16 protein-coding genes are annotated in these 24040 nt (G+C 36.9%); 5 read left to right on the top strand and 11 right to left on the bottom strand.

All coding sequences use genetic code 11. From position 1 onward, the window contains the following. The first annotated feature begins 14 nt into the window (after positions 1-14). From G508_RS0106565 to G508_RS19480, 5 genes are all read left to right on the top strand, one after another. Entirely contained in the window at positions 15-1847 is a 1833-nt protein-coding gene (locus G508_RS0106565; RefSeq protein ID WP_026704570.1) for a glycoside hydrolase family 13 protein, read from the top strand. Positions 1848-2190: 343 nt separating this feature from the next. Further along, positions 2191-2877, top strand: coding sequence for a glycerophosphodiester phosphodiesterase (locus tag G508_RS0106560; RefSeq protein ID WP_035694319.1), 687 nt, complete (start codon positions 2191-2193; stop codon positions 2875-2877). After that, complete coding sequence (locus G508_RS0106555) at positions 2874-4097, top strand: BaiN/RdsA family NAD(P)/FAD-dependent oxidoreductase (RefSeq protein WP_026704568.1); 1224 nt, start codon at positions 2874-2876, stop codon at positions 4095-4097. Before G508_RS0106560 ends, G508_RS0106555 begins: the two co-directional genes overlap by 4 nt. 67 nt (positions 4098-4164) lie before the next feature. Next, entirely contained in the window at positions 4165-6615 is a 2451-nt protein-coding gene (locus G508_RS0106550) for a DUF7619 domain-containing protein (RefSeq protein WP_026704567.1), read from the top strand. Positions 6616-6748: 133 nt separating this feature from the next. Continuing rightward, entirely contained in the window at positions 6749-12061 is a 5313-nt protein-coding gene (locus G508_RS19480) for a DUF7619 domain-containing protein (RefSeq protein ID WP_169628015.1), read from the top strand. Positions 12062-12398: 337 nt separating this feature from the next. Here G508_RS19480 and G508_RS0106540 read toward each other — a convergent pair whose 3' ends face one another. The 11 genes from G508_RS0106540 to G508_RS0106485 all read right to left on the bottom strand — a co-directional run bounded on the left by G508_RS0106540 (position 12399) and on the right by G508_RS0106485 (position 24022). Further along, positions 12399-13766 (bottom strand): NADH-quinone oxidoreductase subunit N, encoded by a 1368-nt coding sequence (locus tag G508_RS0106540; RefSeq protein ID WP_026704565.1) that lies wholly within the window; start codon positions 13764-13766, stop codon positions 12399-12401. A gap of 14 nt (positions 13767-13780) precedes the next feature. Then, positions 13781-15217, bottom strand: a complete 1437-nt coding sequence (locus G508_RS0106535; protein WP_026704564.1) for a complex I subunit 4 family protein — start codon at positions 15215-15217, stop codon at positions 13781-13783. A gap of 4 nt (positions 15218-15221) precedes the next feature. Further along, positions 15222-17111: an NADH-quinone oxidoreductase subunit L gene (nuoL, locus tag G508_RS0106530; RefSeq protein WP_026704563.1), complete on the bottom strand. Its 1890-nt coding sequence runs from the start codon at positions 17109-17111 to the stop codon at positions 15222-15224. Positions 17112-17117: 6 nt separating this feature from the next. Then, entirely contained in the window at positions 17118-17438 is a 321-nt protein-coding gene (gene nuoK, locus G508_RS0106525; protein WP_026704562.1) for an NADH-quinone oxidoreductase subunit NuoK, read from the bottom strand. A gap of 2 nt (positions 17439-17440) precedes the next feature. Beyond that, positions 17441-17962 (bottom strand): NADH-quinone oxidoreductase subunit J family protein, encoded by a 522-nt coding sequence (locus G508_RS0106520; protein WP_026704561.1) that lies wholly within the window; start codon positions 17960-17962, stop codon positions 17441-17443. After that, positions 17962-18507: a NuoI/complex I 23 kDa subunit family protein gene (locus tag G508_RS0106515; protein ID WP_026704560.1), complete on the bottom strand. Its 546-nt coding sequence runs from the start codon at positions 18505-18507 to the stop codon at positions 17962-17964. The genes G508_RS0106520 and G508_RS0106515 overlap by 1 nt, the downstream gene beginning before the upstream one ends. 167 nt (positions 18508-18674) lie before the next feature. Further along, positions 18675-19709 carry an NADH-quinone oxidoreductase subunit NuoH gene (nuoH, locus tag G508_RS0106505; protein WP_026704559.1) on the bottom strand — a complete coding sequence of 345 codons (1035 nt, stop codon included), beginning with the start codon at positions 19707-19709 and terminating at the stop codon, positions 18675-18677. A gap of 3 nt (positions 19710-19712) precedes the next feature. Continuing rightward, the gene (locus tag G508_RS0106500; RefSeq protein WP_026704558.1) at positions 19713-20762 is read right to left on the bottom strand and encodes a 2Fe-2S iron-sulfur cluster-binding protein; all 1050 of its coding nucleotides are present in this window, start codon (positions 20760-20762) and stop codon (positions 19713-19715) included. A gap of 74 nt (positions 20763-20836) precedes the next feature. After that, on the bottom strand, positions 20837-22204 hold the full coding sequence (gene nuoF / locus G508_RS0106495; RefSeq protein WP_026704557.1) for an NADH-quinone oxidoreductase subunit NuoF: 1368 nt from the start codon (positions 22202-22204) through the stop codon (positions 20837-20839). A 1-nt stretch (position 22205) separates the two neighbouring features. Next, positions 22206-22736: a complex I 24 kDa subunit family protein gene (locus G508_RS0106490; protein WP_026704556.1), complete on the bottom strand. Its 531-nt coding sequence runs from the start codon at positions 22734-22736 to the stop codon at positions 22206-22208. A 50-nt stretch (positions 22737-22786) separates the two neighbouring features. Next, the gene (locus tag G508_RS0106485) at positions 22787-24022 is read right to left on the bottom strand and encodes an NADH-quinone oxidoreductase subunit D (protein WP_026704555.1); all 1236 of its coding nucleotides are present in this window, start codon (positions 24020-24022) and stop codon (positions 22787-22789) included. Positions 24023-24040: the final 18 nt, after the last annotated feature.

Here is a 24040-nt window from a genome sequence, read left to right as displayed (position 1 = left end):
AAACTACAACAACAATGAAAAAAACAATCCTACTTTTACTTCTATCCATTTCAGCTTTCGCCCAAATTGATAAAGTAGAGCCTCCTTTCTGGTATGCGGGAATGCACAATCCAGAATTACAAATCATGTTCTACGGAAAAAATATCGCACAATACGAAGCTTCGGTTTCCAATAATGTCGTGATCAAAAACGTAGTCAAAACCGAAAATCCTAACTACATTTTCATCACCATCGACACGAAAAATCTTCCTGCTTCTGATTTTGTTTTCTCTTTCAAGAACAAAAACAAGGTAGCATTTACTAAAAATTATTCCCTAAAACAAAGACGAGCCAATTCCGCAGAACGTAAAAGTTACGATTCCTCGGATATGATGTATCTCATTATGCCCGACCGTTTTGCCAATGGAAATCCAAACAACGACAGCCATTCGGCTACGACCGAAAAAGCCAACAGAAGTTTGCCTGGAGGTCGTCACGGTGGTGACATCGCAGGAATCATTAAAAACCTAGATTATCTCTCAGAATTGGGTGTAACGGCACTTTGGAGTACGCCACTTTGCGAAGACAACGACAAAGGTTATTCCTATCACGGTTACGGACAATCGGACGTTTATAAAATCGACCCACGTTATGGAACCAACGAAGAGTATGTTCGCCTTTCGGCAGAACTGAAAAAACGAGGAATGAAACTCATCAAGGATTATGTAACCAACCATTGGGGTGCCGAACACTGGATGTATAAAGATTTGCCAACCTATGATTGGGTACATCAATTTCCAGGTTATTCACAATCCAATTACAGAATGACGACACAATTCGACCCGAATGCTTCTGCAATTGATGCTAAAAATTGCATGGACGGATGGTTCGTTCCTTCAATGCCCGATTTGAATCAATCGAATCCTTTGGTGTTGAATTACATCACGCAAAATGCCATTTGGTGGATTGAATATGCTGATTTGGATGGTTTTAGAGTTGATACCTATTCGTATAACGACAAGGTTGGAATCGCAAAATGGACAAAAGCAATCACCGATGAATATCCACATTTTAACATTGTTGGAGAAGTTTGGATGCACGACCAAGCCCAAATGTCCTATTGGCAAAAAGATAGCAAAATCGCAGAAATTCAAAGTTATAATTCCTATTGCCCGAGTGTGATGGATTTTACCTTGCACGACGCTTTCGGAAATGTTTTCAACGAAGACAAAGACGGCTGGAACGACGGAATGATTAAAGTATATGACAATTTTACCAACGATTTTCTGTATCCAAACGTGAACAATCTGCTGATTTTTGCTGAAAATCATGACACGGGACGTTTCAACCAAAACTATAAAAATGACCTCAAGAAATACACAATGGCAATGGCGTTGTTGGCTACCGTTCGTGGAATTCCGCAGTTGTATTATGGTTCAGAAATCGGAATGGCGGGCGACAAAGGAAAAGGTGATGCCGATATCCGTCAGGATTTTCCTGGAGGTTGGGAAGGTGACAAAAATAATGCTTTCACCAAATCGGGCAGAACCGAAGAGCAAAATAAATTCTTTGAGGTGACGTCAAAATTATTCCAATGGAGAAAAAATAAAAACGTAGTCCACTTCGGGAAAATGACGCATTACATTCCGCAAGAAAACGTCTATGTCTATTTCAGACACGACGAAAAGGAAACTGTTATGGTCGTGATGAACAATTCTGCGGAAGCGAAAACCATCAAAACCAATCGTTTTCAGGAAAACATCAAAAATTTCAAATCAGGAAAAGATGTGCTTTCAGGAAAAATCGTTGAGGTTTCAAATGAAATTTCATTGGAAGGAAAATCGGTTTTGATTTTGGAATTGAGATAGAAAAACATTTGAACCATTAAGAGATTAAGAAAAGTTAAGATTGAATTTAATCTCTTAATGGTTCAAAAAGTAGAAAGCACAAATCTTCTTGGTTTGTGCTTTTTTATTTTGAAACAAAACAAAAGGAGTTTTTTAATCCATGTTCCTGCCTTCCTTCCAAATCTTTTATTTTTTTAAAGAAAAAAAATAAAAGAATTTTCCCTCCAGTCAGGGTTAGAAAAACAATCTTTAGGCTTCTTTTAATCTTTCTACCAATCTTTGTCTAAAAATCCATCAAAATTCCTATAGTCTGTTTAATCTGTGGCAAAAAAATAAAAACATTACTTTTGCTAAAATTCTTCCATTGAAAAAAATACTCAACATCGGACACCGAGGAGCCAAAGGTCACGAACCCGAAAACACACTTCCTTCCTTCCAAAAAGCATTGGACTACAATGTTGATGGAATCGAGTTCGATGTACATGTTTGCAAAACCGGAGAATTAATTGTCATTCACGATTTCACAGTCGATAGAACCACAAACGGTTCGGGAGCTGTTTCAGAATTATCACTTTCCGAGATAAAAGCATTACGAATCAACGATGAAATTCAAGTCCCAACGTTGGAAGAAGTTTTAGATTTGATTGGAAGAAAGTGTTTCCTCAACATCGAATTAAAGGGAAGACATACCGCAAAACCAGTTTCACATCTGATAGAAAAATACATTCTTGAAGGCGACTATTCCTATGATGATTTTATCGTTTCAAGTTTCCAACGAGAAGAATTAGAAATGATGTTTGCCATAAATCCAAATATCCATCTTGGCATCCTGACACAGGCAAGCGTGACGCAAGCTTTGGAATGGGCTAGTACTTTTTCGGCGAAAGCCATACATCCGCATTTCAGTCTTTTGACCGAAGAAAATGTCAAAAAAGCACAAGAACAAGGTTTCAAAGTTTACACTTGGACAATAAATGAAACCGAAGACATTGAACGAATAAAAACCTATAACGTAAACGGAATCATCACCGATTTCCCAGAAAGAATATGAGCCAGAATTTTGACATCATCATCGTTGGCGGAGGAGCCGGAGGTTTTTTTACTGCCATCAACATTGCAGAAAAGAATCCAAAATTGAAAATCGCCATTTTGGAACGAGGCAAGGAAGTTTTGACGAAAGTCAGAATTTCTGGAGGCGGAAGATGCAATGTCACGCATGCGTGTTTCGAACCTAACGAGTTGGTCAAGTTTTATCCGCGAGGCGAAAAAGAACTTCGAGGGCCGTTTCATCAATTCTGTTCGGGCGATACGATCGAATGGTTCGAAAAACATGGCGTTGAATTGAAAATTGAAGAAGATGGAAGGATGTTTCCAGTTTCAAATTCTTCCCAAACCATAATCGATTGTTTTACATCGGCTACAAAAAAACTTGGAATTCAGGTCTTGACAGGACAAAGCGTTCAATCGATTTATAAATCGGAAACTCCTGATGGAAATTTCTGGAAAATTGAAACCCAAAATGGGCAATACAATTGTGAAAAGTTGGTTTTGGCAACTGGAAGTAATCCAAAAATGTGGGAAATGATTCAGGATTTTGGACATACAATTGTGAGTCCCGTTCCGTCATTATTTACCTTCAACATCAAAGATTCTCGAATAAAAGAATTGCCAGGTGTTTCTGCACAAGTTTCTGTAAAGGTAAAAGACACGAAATTAGCTTCAACAGGACCTTTGTTGGTGACGCATTGGGGAATGAGCGGACCTGCTATTTTAAAACTATCGGCTTGGGGAGCTAGGATTCTATTCGAAAAAAATTATCAATTCACCATTTTCGTAAACTGGCTCAACGATATTGACTCGGAAGATGCCGAAAAAATCCTGAAAGAATTAAAACAAGAACATTCCAAGAAAACCGTCTCCAAAAAATCGCCTTTTGAATTTCCGAATCGTCTTTGGGAAAGTTTAGTTTTGGCTTCAGGAATTTCAGAAGAAACAAAATGGGCTGATTTGTCAAAAGCACAACTTCAAAATTTATCAAATCAACTCACAAACGGACAATTTCAAGTGAACGGAAAAAGCACCTTCAAAGAGGAATTTGTAACCGCTGGCGGAATCGATTTAAAAGAAATAAATTTCAAAACGATGGAAAGTAAGAAGCATGAAAATTTATATTTTGCCGGAGAGATTGTAAACATTGATGCGATCACAGGAGGTTTCAATTTTCAAAATGCTTGGACAAGTGGGTTTATTGTAGCAAATGCTATAGTTTAGAAAAAATCTTACGATTTTAAGCTAATTGTTTAAAATTCAATTATATTTGGTGTAAATATCTACAAATATGAAAAAAACTTTACTACAACTTTTTCTATTCTTTAGCGTGTTTAATGGTTTCGGGCAATGTTTAAATCCAGCAAACTTAGAAGCCGCTAATATAACTGGTACTTCTGTAGAAATTTATTGGTCAAACTATAATCCTTTCATAGGAGCAGAAATTTTTTTGGCTGAAGCAGGAAGTCAGCCTCCAACTTTAACTTCAACGGGAGTTATTAGTGAAACCGAATCACTTCTGGTTAATGATCTTGAATGTAGTACAAGTTATGTTTTTTACATAAGATCTATTTGCGGAATGGAACTATCGGATTGGGTTGGACCCTTTTTTTTTCAAACAGCAAGTTGCAGCACTGCCGTTTCGGTTGATACAGATTTTACACCAACTGAACTTGTTACTGATGTTTTGCTTAACAATGCCTGTGTAAATGTCAGCAACATTACTACTCAAGGAATTTGCGGTATTGGTGCTTTTGATAGTAACAATGGAAGTTTTCCATTCGAACAAGGTTTGGTTATTCGTTCGGGACAAGTTCATTTAGCAGCAGGAACTTATACGGGAAACAATAATTCTTCTGTGTGTTCACAACTGGGTGATGCTGATTTAAACACTATCATTGCTTCATCGGGTCAAATAGGAACTGTAAATGATGTTTCGTTTATCAAATTTAATTTTACTGCTTTAAGCAATGAATTGAGTTTTAATTTTCTTTTTGCATCTAATGAATATGGGCAATTTCAATGTAATTATTCTGATGTTTTTGGATTTATTCTAACAGATTTAGAAACAGGACAAAAACAAAATATTGCAATAGTCCCAAATACTTCAATGCCAGTTTCTACCACAACTATTCGAAATTCACTTTACAATCCGTCTTGTACTTCGGTAAATCCAGAATATTTTGGAAGCTATAATGTGGAGAATGCCGACAGTCGTATCAATTTTATTGGTCAAACCGTTCCTATGACAGCCTCTGCTACATTAATTCCTAACAAAGAGTATTCTTTGAAGTTTGCTGTTGGAGATTATCAAGATACTCAATTTGATTCGGCAGTTTTTATTGAAGGAGGAAGTTTTTCTTTTACGAATCAATGCCAGAGTATTCAATTAGTAGCTTTTGTGGATGAAAACAATAATGGCATAAAAGAGGCAAATGAGATCAATTACAATAAAGGTACCTTTAATTATATCGTCAATGATTCGGAAGTAGAGGTCGTAAGCCAAACTTCAAATGGCAATTTTTATATTTTCCCCGAAAATTTGAGTGATAGCTATATCCTAAGCTTCGTTGTCTTTCCTGAACTGCAAGAATATTTTAGCTCTGGCACTGGATTTGGTAATGTTGTCTATGATAGTGAAAGCACGAATATCTATTATTTTCCAATTGCCAATATCCAACCTTATACAGATGTTGAGGTTTCCATAGTTCCTTCTCAGGATCCAGTTCCCGGATTTACCTATAGCAATACGATTAGCTATAAAAATAATGGCGTTACTGCCGCTTCGGGAACACTGGAATTTACTCATGACACTGCTTTAACGCTTTCCAATATTTCACAAGAAGGAACAACATCAACGCCAAATGGATTTACGTATTCATACACGGATCTTCTGCCGAATGAAATTAGGTCCATTGTAGTAGATTTAACAGTGGCTACGATACCAACGGTTAGTTTAGGTCAAGTGCTTTCAAATACCGCCCAGTCTATAAATTCAAGTGATATCGAGTCAGATAATAATATTTTCGAGCTTAGTCAAACTGTAGTTGGGTCTTATGATCCAAACGATAAATTAGAAGCACATGGTGGAGCAATTGAATTTGATACATTTGATGAAAATGATTATCTGTTTTATACCATCCGTTTTCAAAACACGGGAACGGCAAATGCACAATTTGTTCGACTTGTTGATAATTTAGATGCCCAATTAGATGAAACCACTTTGCGAATGATCAATGCAAGCCATGAATATGCCTTGACACGGAATGAAGCAAATTTGGTTTGGAAATTTGATGCCATCAATCTTCCTCCAGAAATGAATGATGCAGCAGGGAGTAACGGTTTTGTTCAATTTAAAATAAAGCCAAAACCGGGCTTTGTTATTGGGGATATTATTCCAAATACAGCCGAAATTTATTTTGATTATAATCCGGCAATTATTACCAATACGTTCAATACTGAGTTTACAGAAACTTTAGAAACGCAACAATTTAATGCCGCTGATTTGCTTGTCTATCCAAATCCTTCAAACGGGATGGTGTACATTAACACTCAAAATACAACCGAAAATCTGAAGGAAATTAATGTGCATGATGTTTTGGGAAAAATCATTCTTTCTACAAAAAACCTTTCTTCAAAACAATCAAGCCTAAATGTTGGTTCGTTAGCAAAAGGGGTTTATATGGTTGAAATTACCACAGAAAATAATTTCAAGCAAATCAAAAAACTTGTGGTGAATTAAAAAACAATAGATATCTACATTTTTTCAAAAAACCGATTATCATAAATAATCGGTTTTTTTTGAAAAAAAATCTTACTATTTTAAGTTAATTGATTATAAATCAATGTATATTTGGGAAGCAAAAACCCAAAACATGAAAAAACAACTACTTTTTACTTTTTTTATTCTTTCTTTTCTAAGTTTTTCAGCTAATGCACAAGTTGGTTTTACTTGTGATAATCCCATTCAAATCCCATCTTTACCTTATCAATCCATCGATAATACTGCAAATTATGGTGACATAATTGATTTTTCACAAGGAGTATCTTGTGGTGATTGGTCGGGAACAAATTACCTAGAAGGAAATGAGGTGTTTTACAACTTTACAGCTCCATTTACATCGAATATCACAATTACAATGAACCCTTTGGATGATTCATCTACCAATTCTTCATTATTTATTTATGAAGGTTGTTCTAATGTGGGAACAGCGTGTTTATCAGGAGTTGCTAATACTACCACTGATTTGCGAGAATTAAATCTTTTAGTTTTTGAAGGGCAGACTTATACAATTGTAATTTCTTCAAGTTCTCAAACGCAAACCATAGCATATGATTTAATCATCCAAAAAGAAGATTGTTCACCAAAACCTACTGGTTTAGGCGTGTCAAATATTACTAGTGTAGGAGCTAAATTAACTTGGGCAAACACTGGAAACTATGCTTCGTGGCAAGTTGCGTTTCAAGACGAAGGTGCTACAATTCCTGTTGAAGATGGAGTAACCGTTACAAACCCTTTTTTAGTTAAGACCGGTTTGAGTGCAGATACTTCTTATCAGTTTTGGGTTAGAGGTCTTTGTCCATCAGGAAATGGAGCTTTTTCGCAATGGTCAGGCCCTTATGTTTTCCGAACTGGACTTTGTGATTATCCAAATACATGTGCTTATACTTTTGTCTTTTCTAGTGAACAGAATAATGGTTGGAACGGTGCGGTAATGGAAGTGAGGCAAAATGGATACCTAAGAGGTACAATCGGTACGAATTATACTTCTGAAAATTCTTGGAATCAAAGCCAAGTGCAACTATGCAAAAATATTCCCTTCGAAGTAGTTTGGACAGTTCCAGGAACAGCTCCCGAAGAATGCGGATTAACGATAAAAAATTCTTTTGGGCAAACTTTATATGTAAAGCAACCTAGCGATATGCCAGGTGAGACTATTTTTACAGGAGGTGCGGTAACTTGTGTGGCTCCAATTTGTCAAGTGTCTCCTTCGAACATTAGCGTTACCCAGTTAAGTTCTACTAGTGCAGTTGCAGATTGGACAAGTGCTACTGCAGAATCTTGGGATATTTTTTTAGTTCCGTTGGACGAGTCAAGCCCAAATGCTGATTCTGTGCCAACCTATGCAAATGTTCAAAAACCGTTTACTTTTTATGATTTAAGTCCTAATACGAGTTACCAAATATATGTTAGGTCAAACTGTACTTCGTATTTAAAAACACCTTGGTCTTCGGTTGGCTATTTTTCAGTTTTTATTACATGTTATGAACCAACAAATCTAAGTGTTGACCAAGTCACTACTACATCGGCAAAATTAAATTGGACAAAAGGAATGCCAACAGACAATTCTTGGGAGATTTTAATGATTCCATCACTAACATCAGAAATCCCTACGACTGTTCCTTCAGAAAATCCTGTTTTGGAAAATGGAGCTACTTTAACAACGGTTACAGGAAATACTACTTTTAAAAATTTTACAGATTTAGTTCAAGCAACAGTTTATATATGCTATATAAGAACCGTTTGTTCTGATACAGATAAAAGTGCTTGGACAACTCCATATCTATTTTATACTTCAATTTGCAATGAAGAAGATAAATGCACCTATAGATTTGTTTTAAGTACTACGAATCAAAATACTTGGAATGGTGCTACAATGCAAGTCCGGCAAAACGGAATTGTTGTAGCAAATTTAGGAGCTAACTATATTAATAATTCTAACGGAATCCTCGTTAATTTATGTGATGAAGTCCCATTTGATTTATATTGGAGTGAAGGAGGGTTTAGTCCGGAAACTATTGGAGTGCAAATTCAAAGTCCATTTCAAGACATTTTGTATACAATGCTTCCAGGTCAAAGTAATCCATCAACCATTTTATATCAATCTGAGGGAGACTGCACACCACCGGCTTGTCCTAAACCAACATTACTTTCGGTAACAGCAGATTTGATTACACAAGTTTCTGCAGAATTATCTTGGACAGAAACAGGAGATGCAACACAATGGGAAGTATATGCAGTTCCTGTAGAATCAACACTACCAGTTAATGAAACGCCATTAAATATTGGTGTTGAAGGTTATTATCTAGCAACTGCAAATCCATTTACAGTTACAGGATTACAACCTGGAGTGGAATACGTTTATTATGTAAGATCAATTTGTTCTCCAAATGAAATTGGCACTTGGACAATATTGAGTCCTAAAAAATTTATCACAAAACCTTTAAATGATGATTGTAGTGCGGCAATTCCAGTGCCTGTAAATGCTGTAAATGATTGCACGAATTTTATCTCAGGAAGTACGTTTGGAGCTACAGGATCGGTCGAGATAACATCCTGTACAGGCGGAAAAGACGATGATATTTGGTACAGTTTTGTTTCGAGTTCTGATGTACATATAATTTCTTTTAGTAATATAGTTGGAACTTCAACAAACATTGATCACGCAGTATACGAAGGTTTCGATTGCGGAACTATGGAACAGCTCTATTGCAGTGATCCGAATAGTAGCATTGCAAAAAATTTAACTATAGGGCAAACCTATTTGATTAGGGTTTTTACAAGAGAAGTAGCACCAGCAAATGGTAGTAATCCTAAAAATGCAACCTTTGATTTGTGTATCAAAACGCCATCACCTCTAACAAATGACGAATGTTCTATCGCTACCGTTATCCCAATAAGTCAATCTATTCTGAATCAAACTTCAGTTGAAGGAGAATTGACTAGAGCTACAGCTTCTATTCAACCAAGTACTTGTCCTGGTATGGAAGATGATGATGTTTGGTTTCAGTTTGTAGCAACAGGACCACGACATTTAATTTCTATTAATAACATTCAATTATCTTCCATAGATTTAAATTTTGCCGTATTTTCAAATACTGACTGCAATAATTTGGCTTTAATAAATTGCTATTCAGATACTTCAGCCATTCTTGAGAACCTAACTTTAGGACAGGACTATAAAATTAGAGTTTGGTCAGTATCAAATACACAAGTTGAAGTAAGTTTTGAGATTTCAGTATCCAACATTTATCCTCCATTAGTTGCCACAACTACTCAATTTACAAATGAACAATTAGTCACCAATGTGCTGGTGAATAATCCATGTGTTGATATATCTAATATTACCTCTAGTACAGGGTCTAATTTTAATAATGTGAATGGTATTGGTTATTTTACAAATACGAATCCTTTCTTTCCAATAACTTCTGGTGTTGTACTTTCAACGGGGAATGCCTCTAATGTTGGAGGACCTAATCTTACTATTTTAGGTGATGGAATAAACACATGGCTTGGTGATGATGATTTGTCAGCCATTCAAGCTACCCAAATACCACCAATTAGTGGAAATTTATATAATGCTACAAAACTAGAATTCGACTTTACAAGTCAAAATGAATTTATGAGCTTTAACTTTTTGTTTGCTTCAGAAGAATATGGCACTTTTCAGTGTAGTTATGCCGATGCATTCGCTTTTTTATTGACCGATTTAACCACAGGTATTACTACAAATTTAGCGGTTGTTCCAGGAACAGCCAGTCCAGTTTCGGTTATTACAATTCGTAATTCAGAAAACAATCCAGATTGTAGTTCTGTTAATGAGGCTTTTTTTGATACTTATTTTGATGATCTTTTGGCTCAAACTGCAGCAACAAATTTTAATGGTCAAACCGAATTAATGTCGGCTTCTTCTGCCATTGTTTCAAATAATCCCTACCATATCAAGATGGTTATAGCAGATAGATCAGATTCTGCCTACGACTCCGCTGTTTTCATCCAAGCCGGAAGTTTCTCTTCAGGTCCACCTCAATGCACGGATAAAGTACAGCTTGTAGCTTTTATTGATGCAAACAATAATGGAACAAAGGAAGACACCGAAAGCAGTTTTACGTATGGATCATTTGTATATAAGCTCAATAATGGAGGAGATATTAACAATATTTCTTCGCCAATCGGAAACTACACCATTTATGATGAAAATCCATTGAACAGTTATGACTTCAGTTATGAAGTGCATCCAGAATATGCTACTTATTTTTCTGCAGGAACCATTAACCATAACGACATCAGTATCGCCGTTGGAAGCGGAACACAAACCTTGTATTTTCCAATAACGCAAATTCAAGGATACAATGATGTGACGGTTTCCATCGTTCCAGTGGGTCAGCCAACTGCCGGTTTCAGCTACACCAATAAAATTTTCTATACCAATCTGGGTACTGCAGCAACTTCTGGAACCATTACTTATACCAAAGATGACGCAGTAACAATCAGCAGTGATCAGCTAGGAGTGGTTGCTACTACTGAGGGTTTTACTTTTGATTTTTCAAATTTGGCACCCTATGAAACCCGCTCTTTCAATATTTCGATAAATGTTCCATCGATTCCGGTTGTAAATATCGATGATGTTTTAGAGGGTAGTGTAGCAATTTCAGCTCCTTCAGACGATATCAATCTCAACAATAATACATATGTGAATTCTCAAATCGTAGTAGCTTCCTATGATCCAAATGACAAGATGGAAGCCCATGGCGAGAAATTGGACATCAATAACTTTAGCCAGGATGATTACTTGTTTTATACCATCCGTTTCCAAAACACAGGTACTGCCAATGCCATAAACATTAGGATAGAAGATGTGTTAGATGCTCAATTGGATGAAGAAAGCATCAGGATGATTAGTGCAAGTCATAACTATGTGATGGAACGAGTAGGGAATGTGCTAGTGTGGAAATTTGATTATATCTATTTGCCAAGTATACTTGAAAACGAAGAACTAAGCAATGGATATTTAACGTTCAAAATTAAAGTAAAACCAGGCTTCGAAGTTGGCGATATCATCCCTAATTTTGCCGAAATCTATTTTGATACCAATCCGGCCATCATCACCAATACTTTTACATCAACATTCGAAGAACAATTGTCAACTCCAGAGTTTACTTCAGGAAACCTCTTGATGTATCCAAATCCTTCAAACGGAATGGTGTACATCAACACTCAAAATACAACCGAAAATCTGAAGGAAATTAATTTGTATGATGTTTTGGGAAAAATGATTCTTTCTACAAAAAACCTTTCTTCAAAACAATCAAACCTAAATGTTGGTTCGTTAGCAAAAGGGGTTTATATGGTTGAAATTACCACAGAAAATAATTTCAAGCAAACTAAAAAGCTGGTTGTCAATTAAAACATAGATAATAAGTAATACCAAATAAAAGATCCCAACAGTATCAAAGTCGTTGGGATTTTTTTTATGAAAAACCATTTCTTAAAGCTTTGGAAGAACCTCCAAATACTCCGAAAATGCTTCTTAACTCTACGAAAAGGTTTCAAGATGTTCCGAAAGAGTTTCTGATGCTCCGAAAGAACTTCTTGGTGCTCCGGAGATGTTTCTGAGGTTCCGAAAGAGTTTCTGAGGCTCCGAAAGAACTTCTTGATATTGCGAAGTTCTATCCCATTATAGACCATAAAAAAAAAAGCCACTCTTTCGAATGGCTCTTGTTTTTATATAAAAGTGTAGATGTTTACATTAAATCCAAAACTAATGAAGGGAAAAGACCAATTACAATATTAATCACAATTGCAACTACAGCAACCGAATAATAAAGGATTGGAGTACCTGTTTTTTCCTCATTTGGTTCTTTACCATACATTGCCAAAATCAATTTGAAGTAGTAACCAATACTGATGATAGAGTTTACAACAGCCACAATCACTAAAACCAAATAACCCGCTTCAATCGTCTGATTAAACAAGAACAATTTAGCAAAGAATCCAGAAAAGATCGGAATACCACCCATAGAAAGCAAAGCTCCAGTCAAAACAGCCGCCAATAAAGGATTTGTTTTTCCAAGACCATGAAAGTTTGTAATATCCTCGTTGTCTCTGTTTTTACATACATATAAAATCACAGCAAAAGCAGCAATTCCCGAAATAGAATAAGCAGCCGCATAATACAATAGAGTAGAAGCAGAAGTAGTCAGGGTCAATAGAGTCATCAACATAAAACCAGCATGCGAAATACCAGAAAAGGCAAGCATTCTCTTCACATTCACCTGACGTAAAGCCATAATGTTTCCAACCGTCATTGAAGCGATAGAAAGCACCACAATAACAATCTGGAACGACTCAGAAATATCAGCATTTAAAACGCTTAGAAGCTTGAATAAAGTCGCCATTGCCACAACTTTTGCCAATGTACTCATTGTTGCAGTCGTTAGAGCTGGAGCACCTTCATAAACGTCTGGAGCCCAAAAATGAAAAGGCACAACGGCAATCTTGAAAAGCATTCCGATGGTAAGCAATAAAATCCCGATAAAGAACCAATCCGGTAATTCAGCCGAACGAGATAATTCACTAATTTCAATAACATCAAAACTTCCCATTGCTCCGTAAACTAAGCAAATTCCAAAAAGGATGAATCCTGAAGCAAATGAACCCATCAGAAAATACTTCATTCCCGATTCATTGCTCTTTAAATTCAAACGATCACTTGCACATAAAATATACAAGGCGATAGAAAGGATTTCAATTCCCAAGAAAAACATCGCCAAGTTTCCGAAAGAGACCATTGCAACAGCTCCTGAAAGCATGAAGATTTTGATGGCTATAAAATCAGATATTTTAGTTGGATGACTTTCATAAAAATTATGACTCAAAGCCACCAAAAAGATGGTCAATACGATAAACAAACTCGAAAACGTAACCGAAAAATTATTTACAACTATCATGTTGTTGTAGAAACTAGCATTCGTTCCATAATCGTTAACCGTCAATGCAAGTGTGGCCAACAAACCCACAATCGTAAAAGGAATAATCCCTTTTCTAAAATTGAAAATTTCAAATAAAAGGCATAAAACACCTAATCCTGTTATAGCTATTAATGTATTCATTTTTTATTTGAGGGTTATCGATTGATTATAGTTATAATATTTTCAAGACTTGGAGTAATCAAATCTGTTATAGGTTTTGGATAAATTCCGAAGAATAATAGGAATGTGATGATACTAACTAAAACAATTGTTTCATTAGTAGTTACATCTTTAAAAAGTTTCGCATTAGTTTCGCCCAGCATCACATGTTGAAACATTCTCAACATATAATAAGCTCCTAAGATAATGGTTGTTCCACCAAGTATAGCCCAGATGATTCCAATTTGCGACAAGCTATACAATACCGTAAATTCTCCAATAAAGTTAAAGGTTGAAGGTAAAGCAACCGATGCTAAAACCAAAATCATAAACATAGAAGTAAATTTAGGCGATTGGCTTCTGATACCTCCCATTTCGGAGATTTCTCTGGTTTCATATCTTCTGTAGATGATTTCAGCTACGAAGAATAAACCAACCACTACAAAACCGTGAGCGATCATTTGCAATACAGCACCACGAAGTCCGTCAAGGTTTAAAGTATAAGTTCCAGCTGCAATCAACCCAACGTGAGCTAGAGAAGAATAAGCCAATAGTTTTTTAAGGTCTTTCTGTCTCAAAGCTACAATCGAACCATAGATTACTCCAGCAATTCCAAGAGCAATAAAAATAGTCATATATTCTTTTGCTGCAGATGGAGCAAGAGGCAATTGCCAACGGATAACGCTGTACAATCCCATTTTTAGCATAATCCCTGAAAGCAACATTGTTCCAACGGTTGGTGCTTTTTGATACACTTTTGCCTGCCAAGTATGAAATGGAATAATCGGAATCTTGATGGCATACGCCAAGAAAAAAGCAAGGAAAATCCAAAGTTGTTCCTGAGATGAAAGTTCTAATTTGTATAAATCTTCAATCAAGAAACTTCCCGCTTTTCCGTATAAATAGATAAAAGCCGTCAACATAAACAACGAACCAGCCAAGGTGTAAATAAAGAATTTTACAACCGCTTTTTTACGTTCTTCGGCATCTCCATTACCCCAAATCAAGGCGATAAAGTAAATTGGAATCAAGGCCAATTCCCAAAAAATATAATATAAAAGTCCGTCAGCAGCTAGGAAAGTTCCCGCCATTGCGAAAGACATAAATAAGATTAGGGCATAGAAATTTTTTGCATTTCTGAATTCATTTCCAAAAGCTGAAAAGATGATCAAAGGTGTCAAGGCTGTATTCAAAAGCAACATGGCCAACGATAATCCATCCGCTTTAAGCGAAAATGAAATACTAGGTTTTGTGATCCAAGCCGAAATAAAATCAATATTTTGTCCGGCATTAAAAAGGCTCAACAGGTAAACGGAAAATCCTAAGGATACCAATCCGAAAAGCAAGGCTACTTTTGGAGCTAGTTTATCTCCTGAAAAATAAGTTGCAAAAGCACCGATTAAAAGTATAATTAGTATAAAAGATACATCCATTATGTTAGAATTTTTTTTGAGCTAAAATTAAATACGAAACAATGGCACAAAAGCCTATCACGAAAGCGAAAAGGTAAAAACCGATACTTCCATTCTGTAATTTTTTTCCTTGGAAACTAAGTTCGTTAGCCGCTTTTCCGAAGCCAAAAACAATCGAAGCCAAAGCTGTTTCAATATAATCCCTAAAGAAACGAGAAAGCAGGTTGATTGGTTTTACGATGATTGCTTCGTACACTTCGTCAACATAATATTTGTTGTATAAAACTTTAGAGAAACCTGTAATTTTTTCATCTTCTTCAGGAACTTGAGCCTGCTTGATATATTTTGCGTATGCAATTCCAATTCCTAATAATGCACCAACAGTTGCAATAGCCATCAACATATATTCAGTAGTTCCTAAATGATGTGCTTCGTGCGCTTTAGAAAATAAAGGTTCAAGATAATGATTCAACCAACTGTGTCCTGGAAGACTGATTAAACCGCCAATTGCTGCCAAAATAGCCAACACAATTAATGGAAATGTCAATAACGCTGGACTTTCGTGTAAATGATGTTTTTGTTCTTCGCTTCCGCGGAATTCTTTAAAGAAAGTCAAATACATCAATCGGAACATATAAAAAGCTGTCAAGATCGAAGCAAGCGAACCAATTACCCAAAGAACCGGACTTTGATGATAAGCCGTCATCAAGATTTCATCCTTAGACCAAAACCCTGAAAGCGGGAATATACCAGAAATTGCCAAACTAGAAATCAGCATCGTAATGAACGTGATAGGCATTGCTTTTCGCAAACCACCCATTTTTCGCATATCTTGTTCGTGGTGCAAAGCATGGATTACGGAACCTGAACCCAAGAACAGACAAGCTTTGAAGAAAGCATGTGTGATCACGTGGAAAACGGCAATTTCATAAGCTCCCAAACCTAAAGCCAAGAACATCAGACCCAATTGTGAAACGGTAGAGTAGGCCAAAACCTTCTTGATATCGTTCTGAACCAAACCAATTGTTGCTGCAACCAAGGAAGTGATAGCACCAATTACAGCAATTATATCTTGAATGGCTGGAGCCAAATCAAACAAGAAGTTTAATCTGGTAATCATGAAAATACCAGCTGTTACCATCGTTGCTGCGTGAATCAAGGCCGAAACTGGAGTAGGTCCCGCCATCGCGTCTGGCAACCATGTATATAACGGAATTTGTGCAGATTTTCCAGAAGCTCCAATAAACAAAGCCAATCCTGCAGCTGCGATCCAATAAGCATCTAAATTATTTCCTGCTAAAATGGTAGCTTTCAAAGTAGCAAAATCCAATGTATTGAACATGAAACCGATGATGAAAATACCAACAAGGAAGCCTAAATCCCCAATTCGGTTCATGATGAAAGCCTTTTTGGCGGCATCATTATAGTTTTGATTTTTATACCAAAACCCGATAAGTAGGTAAGAACAAAGTCCGACACCTTCCCATCCGATAAACATAATCAACAAGTTGCTCCCCATTACAAGCGTAATCATAAAGAAAACGAACAAGTTCAAATAAGCAAAAAATTTATGCATCTTTTCGTCATCGTGCATGTAAGAGATAGAATAAAGGTGAATCAATGAACCGATTCCGGTTACAAACAGCAACCAAAGCAATGACAATTGGTCTAAAAGGAACCCAAATTCGATATTGAAATTACTGATGGCAATCCAATCAAATAAATGAATAGAGATAGGCTGCCCTGTTTGATTAATTTGTAGAAAAAAGAAAAGCGACATTGCAAAGGAAACCACGACAGCAATTGTCCCGATAGCTCCTGAAATGTTTTTGCCTAAACTTTTTCCAAGAAATATATTGGCTAAAAATCCTAAAAAAGGGGCTAATAATAATACTAAAGCTAAATTTATATCCATCGAAAATTATCCTTTTAAGTTTTTTAAATTAGCTACATCAATCGAACCTAAATTCCTGAAAATCGCAACGAGAATCGCCAAACCTACGGCAACTTCTGCAGCAGCAACAGCCATAGAGAAAAATACAAAGACTTGACCTTGTGCATCCTGATGGTACGTTGAAAAAGCAACAAACAAAAGGTTCACAGCATTCAACATGATTTCAATCGACATAAAAACGATGATGGCATTTCGTCTATACAACACCCCAAAAACACCAATACAAAAAAGTGCCACTGAAAGGAAGATATAATTTTCGATACCAATTTGGTTTAAAACACTATCCATAATTATTTAGATGATTTTTCTTTTTTAGACAATAATACCGCACCAATCATGGCAACAAGCAATAAGATGGAAGCAAACTCAAAAGCAACCATAAAGCCATTATCTTGGTCAAGCAACACTTGTCCCAATACTTTTATCGATTGGTAATCTTCTCCTGTTGTGTCATAAGGTCCAACGATTGGTTTCGTTTGAATGAATATTGCAATCAGTACAGATATAATCAATAAGAAAGAAACAACCGCTCCAAGTCTGGTAATCCTAGGCTTGTGCACTTCGTCTTCCTTGTTGAGGTTCATTAACATCAGGGTAAACAACATCAAGATCATAATCGCTCCTGAATAGACAATGATGTGAACCAAAGCTAAAAACTGAGCATTAAACAATAAGTAATGACCAGCAATCGAGAAGAAACAAATTACCAGATAAATCGCACTATGAATAGGATTCTTAGTGAAAATGGTCATAAATGCCGAAGCCAATGTTACAGCGGCGAGAATACAAAAAATGATAAGTACTGTTGACATTAGTTAGCGTTTTTTAATTTACCATTTGCAATTGCAGCTTCAAGCGGCATAACCAATTTATCTTTTCCAAAAATAAATTCTTCCCTGTCATAATTCGAAGGAACCAAAACTTTAGATTTTGTCAAATAAATCGCCTCCTTCGGACAAGCTTCTTCACACAATCCACAGAAAATGCAACGCAACATATTGATTTCATAAATCGAAGCATATTTTTCTTCTCTGTACAAATGTTTTTCCTCAGGTTTTCTTTCCTCAGCCTTCATCGTGATGGCTTCAGCCGGACACGAAAGTGCACATAAACCACAAGCAGTGCAACGTTCACGACCTTCGTCATCACGCATCAACATGTGTTGTCCACGATAAACATCGCTTCGGGTTCTCACCTGTTCAGGATATTTAATCGTTACTTTTCTGGTAAACAAGTGCTTGATTGTAATAAACAAACCCTTGACAATTGCCACAAGATACAAGCTCTCCCAAAAAGTCATCTTCTTGTTCGAAACCTCTTTTTTTCTTCCCGATAATGATATAGTTTCTATTGACATATCGTAATTAATTTCTTTTTTTAAGGAGCAAATCGTCCTTTTGTATTTGTAATCCATGTTCCCGCTTTCCGTTGCAATCTTTTCTTTTTTAAAGAAAAAAAGAAAAGGATTTCCACTTCAATCGGGGCTAGAAGATAATCTTTTCGCCTTCTTTTAAACTTTTGGTCCTAGTTGTCAAACAACAAAATAACAATTCCTGTAACCACAATATTTGCAATTGCCAACGGAATTAACATTTGCCATCCCAAACGCATCAACTGGTCATAACGGAATCTTGGAATCGTCCATCTTACCCACATAAAGAAGAAGATGAAGAAACAAATTTTTGCAAATAAAACAAATATTCCAATTACGTTTGCAATATTTACACCCCAGTTTTCAACCGCCCAAGACATTCCTGGATAGTTGTAAGCTCCTAAATATAAAACCGCCAAAATTGTAGATGAGATAAACATACTTGCATATTCAGCAAATAAATAGAATCCCATTCGCATAGAAGAATATTCCGTATGGTAACCTCCAATTAATTCCGCCTCACATTCTGCCAAATCAAAAGGCGTCCTGTTGGTTTCAGCAAACGAACAAATCAAGAAGATAACAAATCCAACCGGCTGATAGAAAATATTCCAGTTCATGCCACTTTGCTGAGCTGAAATTTCTCTCAAACTCAAAGTTCCCGTCATCATAATCAAGGCAATAATTGCTAGTCCCATTGCAACTTCATACGAAATCATCTGGGAAGCGGCTCTCATGGCACTCATCAAAGAGAACTTGTTGTTAGAAGCCCATCCACCAATCATAATTCCATAAACCCCAACTGACAGCACTCCGAAAACATATAAAAGGGCAACATCAATATCAGTTGCTTGTAGAATAATATCTCTTCCAAATAAATGTAATTTATCACCCCAAGGAATAACAGCACTTGTCATCAAGGCAACACTCATCGAAATCGCGGGACCTACAACAAATAGAAATTTGTTAGGTGTATCAGGTAAAAATTCTTCTTTCGAAAATAATTTCAAACCATCTGCCAAAGGTTGCAAAAGCCCACCTTTACCAGCTCTGTTTGGTCCAATCCTGTCCTGAAGCCAAGCCGCTACTTTTCTTTCTGCCAATGTAGAATACATCGCCATCAACATCGTTATGGCAAATATGATTACGATGAAAATTCCTTTTTCTAAAATAATTGCACTATCCATTGGTTATACGTTTCCGTTTTTAAAAACTGCATTTTCTTCCCTGTCTAGTGGAACTGCAGGCATACTGATTTTTTTACGATCTTCTTCACGACCTTTCAATATTCCTTCTTCAGTTTCAATCACAACAGTATCTAATTTTCTGGTATAATTATTTTGGTTGATAACCGAATCTTTCTCGAATTTACGAGGTCCTTCAATGGTCCAATCTGAAACTTCTTTTTTGTCAAAACGACATGTATTACAGATAAAATTCTCCACTTCGTGGTATTCATCTTTTCTTCCTGTAACCCTTTGAATTTCTCCACCAAACATCCAAACCGTAGTTTTTCCGCAACATCCTGGCGTTGTGCATTCTCTATGAGCGTTAAAAGGCTTGTTAAACCAAACTCTCGATTTGAAACGGAACGTTTTGTCAGTCAAAGCTCCAACAGGACAAACATCAATCATATTTCCAGAAAACTCGTTGTCGATTGCTTTAGAAATACAAGTAGAGATGTTGGAATGATCACCTCTGTCCATCACACCGTGAACACGATTGTCGGTCAATTGATCGGCAACCATTACACAACGGTAGCAAAGGATGCAACGGTTCATGTGCAATTGGATATTCGGACCTATATTTTCTGGTTCGAACGTTCTTTTTTCTTCGATATAACGGGTTTGTGATTTTCCGTGTTTGAAACTCAAGTTTTGCAAATCACATTCTCCTGCTTGGTCACAAACAGGGCAATCCAATGGGTGGTTGATCAAAAGGAACTCCGTTACCGATTTTCTAGCATCCTGAACTCTTTCAGAAGCTGTACTGTTCACTTCCATTCCGTCCATACAACCTGTTACACAAGATGCCATCAATTTTGGCATTGGTCTTGGGTCAGCATCGCTACCTTTTGCAACTTCAACCAAACAACAACGGCATTTTCCGCCACTGCCTTTTAATTTAGAGTAATAGCACATCGCTGGCGGAACAGATTCTCCTCCAATCATTCGAGCAGCCTGAAGGATGGTGGTCCCCGGTTCTACTTCTATACTTTGACCGTCTATTGTTACTTTCATTCTTATATTTTGTTTGAAAGTTTAAGGTTTAACGTTTAAGGTTGTGTAACTTTAAACGTTAAACTTCAAACCTATTAAACTGTTTGCTTCGCTACCAAATGTCTCACCTTTTCAAAAGGCTCCGCTACAAAATGGTCTCTGTTTTTAATTTTTTCTGGGAAACGGATGTGGTATTCAAATTCTTCCTTGAAATGACGAATAGCTGCTGCAACAGGCCAAGCCGCTGCATCTCCTAACGGACAAATCGTATTTCCTTCGATTCTGCTTTGAATGCTCCAAAGCAATTCAATATCTTCTTCACGGCCGTGACCGTTTTCAATCCTGTGCAATACTTTTTCCAACCAACCTGTTCCTTCACGACAAGGCGAACATTGTCCACAGCTTTCGTGGTGGTAGAATCTTGAGAAATTCCAAGTATTTCTAACAATACAAGCGGTATCATTATAAACAATAAATCCTCCAGAACCTAGCATCGAACCTGTTGCGAAACCACCATCAGATAAAGATTCATACGTCATCAAACGGTCTTCGCCATTGGCTGTTTTATAAATTAAATTTGCTGGTAAAACTGGGACAGAAGAACCTCCAGGAACGAAAGCTTTCAAAGGTCTGTCGTCTATCATTCCACCCAAATATTCATCAGAGTTCATAAATTCGTGAACACTCAGTCCCAATTCAATTTCGTAAACACCTGGATTTTTGATATGTCCTGAAGCCGAAATCAATTTGGTTCCAGTAGAACGACCGATTCCAATTTTTGCATAATCAGCACCAGAATTGTTTACAATCCACGGCACTGCTGCAATAGTTTCAACATTATTTACCACCGTTGGATTCGCCCAAAGACCCGAAACGGCAGGAAACGGTGGTTTGATTCGAGGATTTCCTCTTTTACCTTCCAACGATTCAATCAAGGCTGTTTCTTCTCCACAGATATAAGCTCCACCACCAATTTGAACGTATAATTCCAAATCGTATCCTGAACCTAATATATTTTTTCCTAACCAACCGGCAGCTTTCGCTTCGGCAATGGCACGTTCTAAAATTTTATAGACCCACATATATTCGCCACGAATATAGATGTAAGATAGATTGGCTCCCAATGCATAGCTTGACGTAATCATTCCTTCAATCAAAAGGTGCGGAATGTATTCCATCAAGAATCTGTCCTTGAATGTTCCCGGCTCAGATTCATCGGCATTACAAACTAAATGTCTTGGCTTTCCTGATTTTTTATCAATAAAACTCCACTTCATTCCGGCAGGAAATCCTGCACCACCACGACCACGAAGTCCAGAAGTTTTTACTTCTTCTACTACTTCATCAGGAGTAAGGGTTTTCAAGGCTTTTTCTACAGAAGCATAACCACCTTCACGACGGTACACCTCGTAGGTCTTGATTCCCGGGACATTGATTTTATCTAATAATATTTTTTGTGACATATTATTTATCGTGTAAAGTAATCTTGTTATCTCTGCAATCTACTATCAGCTGGTCGATTTTTTCGGGTGTTAAATGTTCCTGATAAAAATCGCCTAATTGCATCATTGGAGCATAACCACAAGCTCCAAGGCATTCCACACCACGAACTTCAAACATTCCGTCTTGTGTTGGTTCTCCAACTTTTACACCTAGTTTTTCACAGGTATAATCCATGAGGTTTTCGACACCTCTCAAGCAACAAGGAGAAGTTTGACAGAATTCAAACATATATTTCCCGATTGGTCTTCTGTTGAACATGGTGTAAAAACTCACCACTTCATAGACTTCCACAGGTTTTATATGCAATATCTCAGCGACTTTGTCTTGCAATTCAATACTCAACCAGTTGTCGTGAGCATCTTGAACTTCGTGAAGCACAGGAAGTAAAGCTGATTTTCTTTTATCCTCTGGATAATGACTGATCAGTTCATTGATGCGAGTCATCAATGCTTCTGTGATATTTATTTCTTGTGTATGATGTGTTCTTTCCATTTTTCTTCTAAATCTGAAATCTAAAATCGTTAATCAACAATCTGAAATCCTTAAGCGTCTAATTCTCCTGCAATTACATTCAAACTTGATAAGGTTGCAATGGCATCCGAAAGCATTTGTCCTTGAACCATTTCATTAAAAGCTTGGTAGTATATAAAGCAAGGTCTTCTAAAATGTAATCTGAAAGGAGTTCGGCTTCCGTCTGTAATCAAATAAAAACCTAATTCTCCGTTTCCACCTTCAACTGGATGGTATACTTCGGTTACTGGAACTGGAATTTCTCCCATTACAATCTTAAAGTGATAAATCAATCCTTCCATAGTATTGTAAACATCTTCTTTTGGCGGAAGGTAATAATCCGGAACATCAGCATGGAATGGTCCTTCCGGCATTTTTGCCAAGGCTTGTTTGATAATTTTCAAGCTTTCCCAAACTTCACCATTACGAACGCAAAAACGATCGTATGTATCGCCTGACTTTCCAACAGGAATATCAAATTCGAAATCTTCATACGAACTATAAGGTTGCATCACACGAATGTCATAATCAACTCCTGTCGCTCTCAAGTTAGGTCCTGTAAAACCATAACTCATTGCTTTTTCGGCAGAAATTGGACCAACATCAATCGTTCTGTCCATGAAAATCCTATTTCTGGTAAGCAAATTTTCAAATTCTGACCAGATAGCTGGAAATTCTTCCAAGAAATCATCGATTTTTTTGAAAGCAAGCGGACTCCAATCTCTTTCGAAACCACCGATTCTTCCCATATTGGTTGTCAAACGGGCTCCACAAATCTCTTCGTAGATTTCGTAGATTTTTTCTCTGTATTGGAAAACGTATAAGAATCCAGTCAAAGCTCCCGTATCAACACCTAAAACGGAGTTACAAATAATGTGATCGGCAATTCTCGCCAATTCCATTATGATAACCCTCATATATTGTACACGTTTTGGAACTTCTATATTCAATGCTTTTTCCAACGTCATCCACCAACCCATATTGTTGATAGGTGCCGAACAGTAATTCATCCTGTCCGTCAAAGGTGTGATTTGGTAAAAAGGTCTGTTTTCTGCGATTTTTTCGAATGCACGATGGATATAACCAACTGTCGCCTCGCCATCCACGATTCTTTCCCCATCCATTAAAAGGATATTTTGGAAAATTCCGTGAGTAGCCGGGTGAGTAGGACCTAAATTCAGAATCGAAAGCTCGCTTCCGTCTTCATTTTGCCTTTGTTTGATGATATCGGCATATCGTAATTCTGGTGGTAATAATAAGTCTGACATTTATATCAATATTATTTC

The organism is Flavobacterium soli DSM 19725 (assembly GCF_000422705.1).
In the GTDB taxonomy this organism is placed as follows: Bacteria; Bacteroidota; Bacteroidia; order Flavobacteriales; family Flavobacteriaceae; genus Flavobacterium; species Flavobacterium soli.
This window is presented reverse-complemented; position numbering and strand designations above follow the sequence as displayed.

Bases quoted from the DNA above. Each gene is read 5' to 3' on its own strand.
- G508_RS0106565 (WP_026704570.1), top strand. From the start codon at position 15: ATGAAAAAAACAATCCTACTTTTACTTCTATCCATTTCAGCTTTCGCC.
- G508_RS0106555 (WP_026704568.1), top strand. From the start codon at position 2,874: ATGAGCCAGAATTTTGACATCATCATCGTTGGCGGAGGAGCCGGAGGT.
- G508_RS0106550 (WP_026704567.1), top strand. From the start codon at position 4,165: ATGAAAAAAACTTTACTACAACTTTTTCTATTCTTTAGCGTGTTTAAT.
- G508_RS19480 (WP_169628015.1), top strand. From the start codon at position 6,749: ATGAAAAAACAACTACTTTTTACTTTTTTTATTCTTTCTTTTCTAAGT.
- G508_RS0106540 (WP_026704565.1), bottom strand. From the start codon at position 13,766: ATGAATACATTAATAGCTATAACAGGATTAGGTGTTTTATGCCTTTTA.
- G508_RS0106535 (WP_026704564.1), bottom strand. From the start codon at position 15,217: ATGGATGTATCTTTTATACTAATTATACTTTTAATCGGTGCTTTTGCA.
- nuoL (WP_026704563.1), bottom strand. From the start codon at position 17,111: ATGGATATAAATTTAGCTTTAGTATTATTATTAGCCCCTTTTTTAGGA.
- nuoK (WP_026704562.1), bottom strand. From the start codon at position 17,438: ATGGATAGTGTTTTAAACCAAATTGGTATCGAAAATTATATCTTCCTT.
- G508_RS0106520 (WP_026704561.1), bottom strand. From the start codon at position 17,962: ATGTCAACAGTACTTATCATTTTTTGTATTCTCGCCGCTGTAACATTG.
- G508_RS0106515 (WP_026704560.1), bottom strand. From the start codon at position 18,507: ATGTCAATAGAAACTATATCATTATCGGGAAGAAAAAAAGAGGTTTCG.
- nuoH (WP_026704559.1), bottom strand. From the start codon at position 19,709: ATGGATAGTGCAATTATTTTAGAAAAAGGAATTTTCATCGTAATCATA.
- G508_RS0106500 (WP_026704558.1), bottom strand. From the start codon at position 20,762: ATGAAAGTAACAATAGACGGTCAAAGTATAGAAGTAGAACCGGGGACC.
- nuoF (WP_026704557.1), bottom strand. From the start codon at position 22,204: ATGTCACAAAAAATATTATTAGATAAAATCAATGTCCCGGGAATCAAG.
- G508_RS0106490 (WP_026704556.1), bottom strand. From the start codon at position 22,736: ATGGAAAGAACACATCATACACAAGAAATAAATATCACAGAAGCATTG.
- G508_RS0106485 (WP_026704555.1), bottom strand. From the start codon at position 24,022: ATGTCAGACTTATTATTACCACCAGAATTACGATATGCCGATATCATC.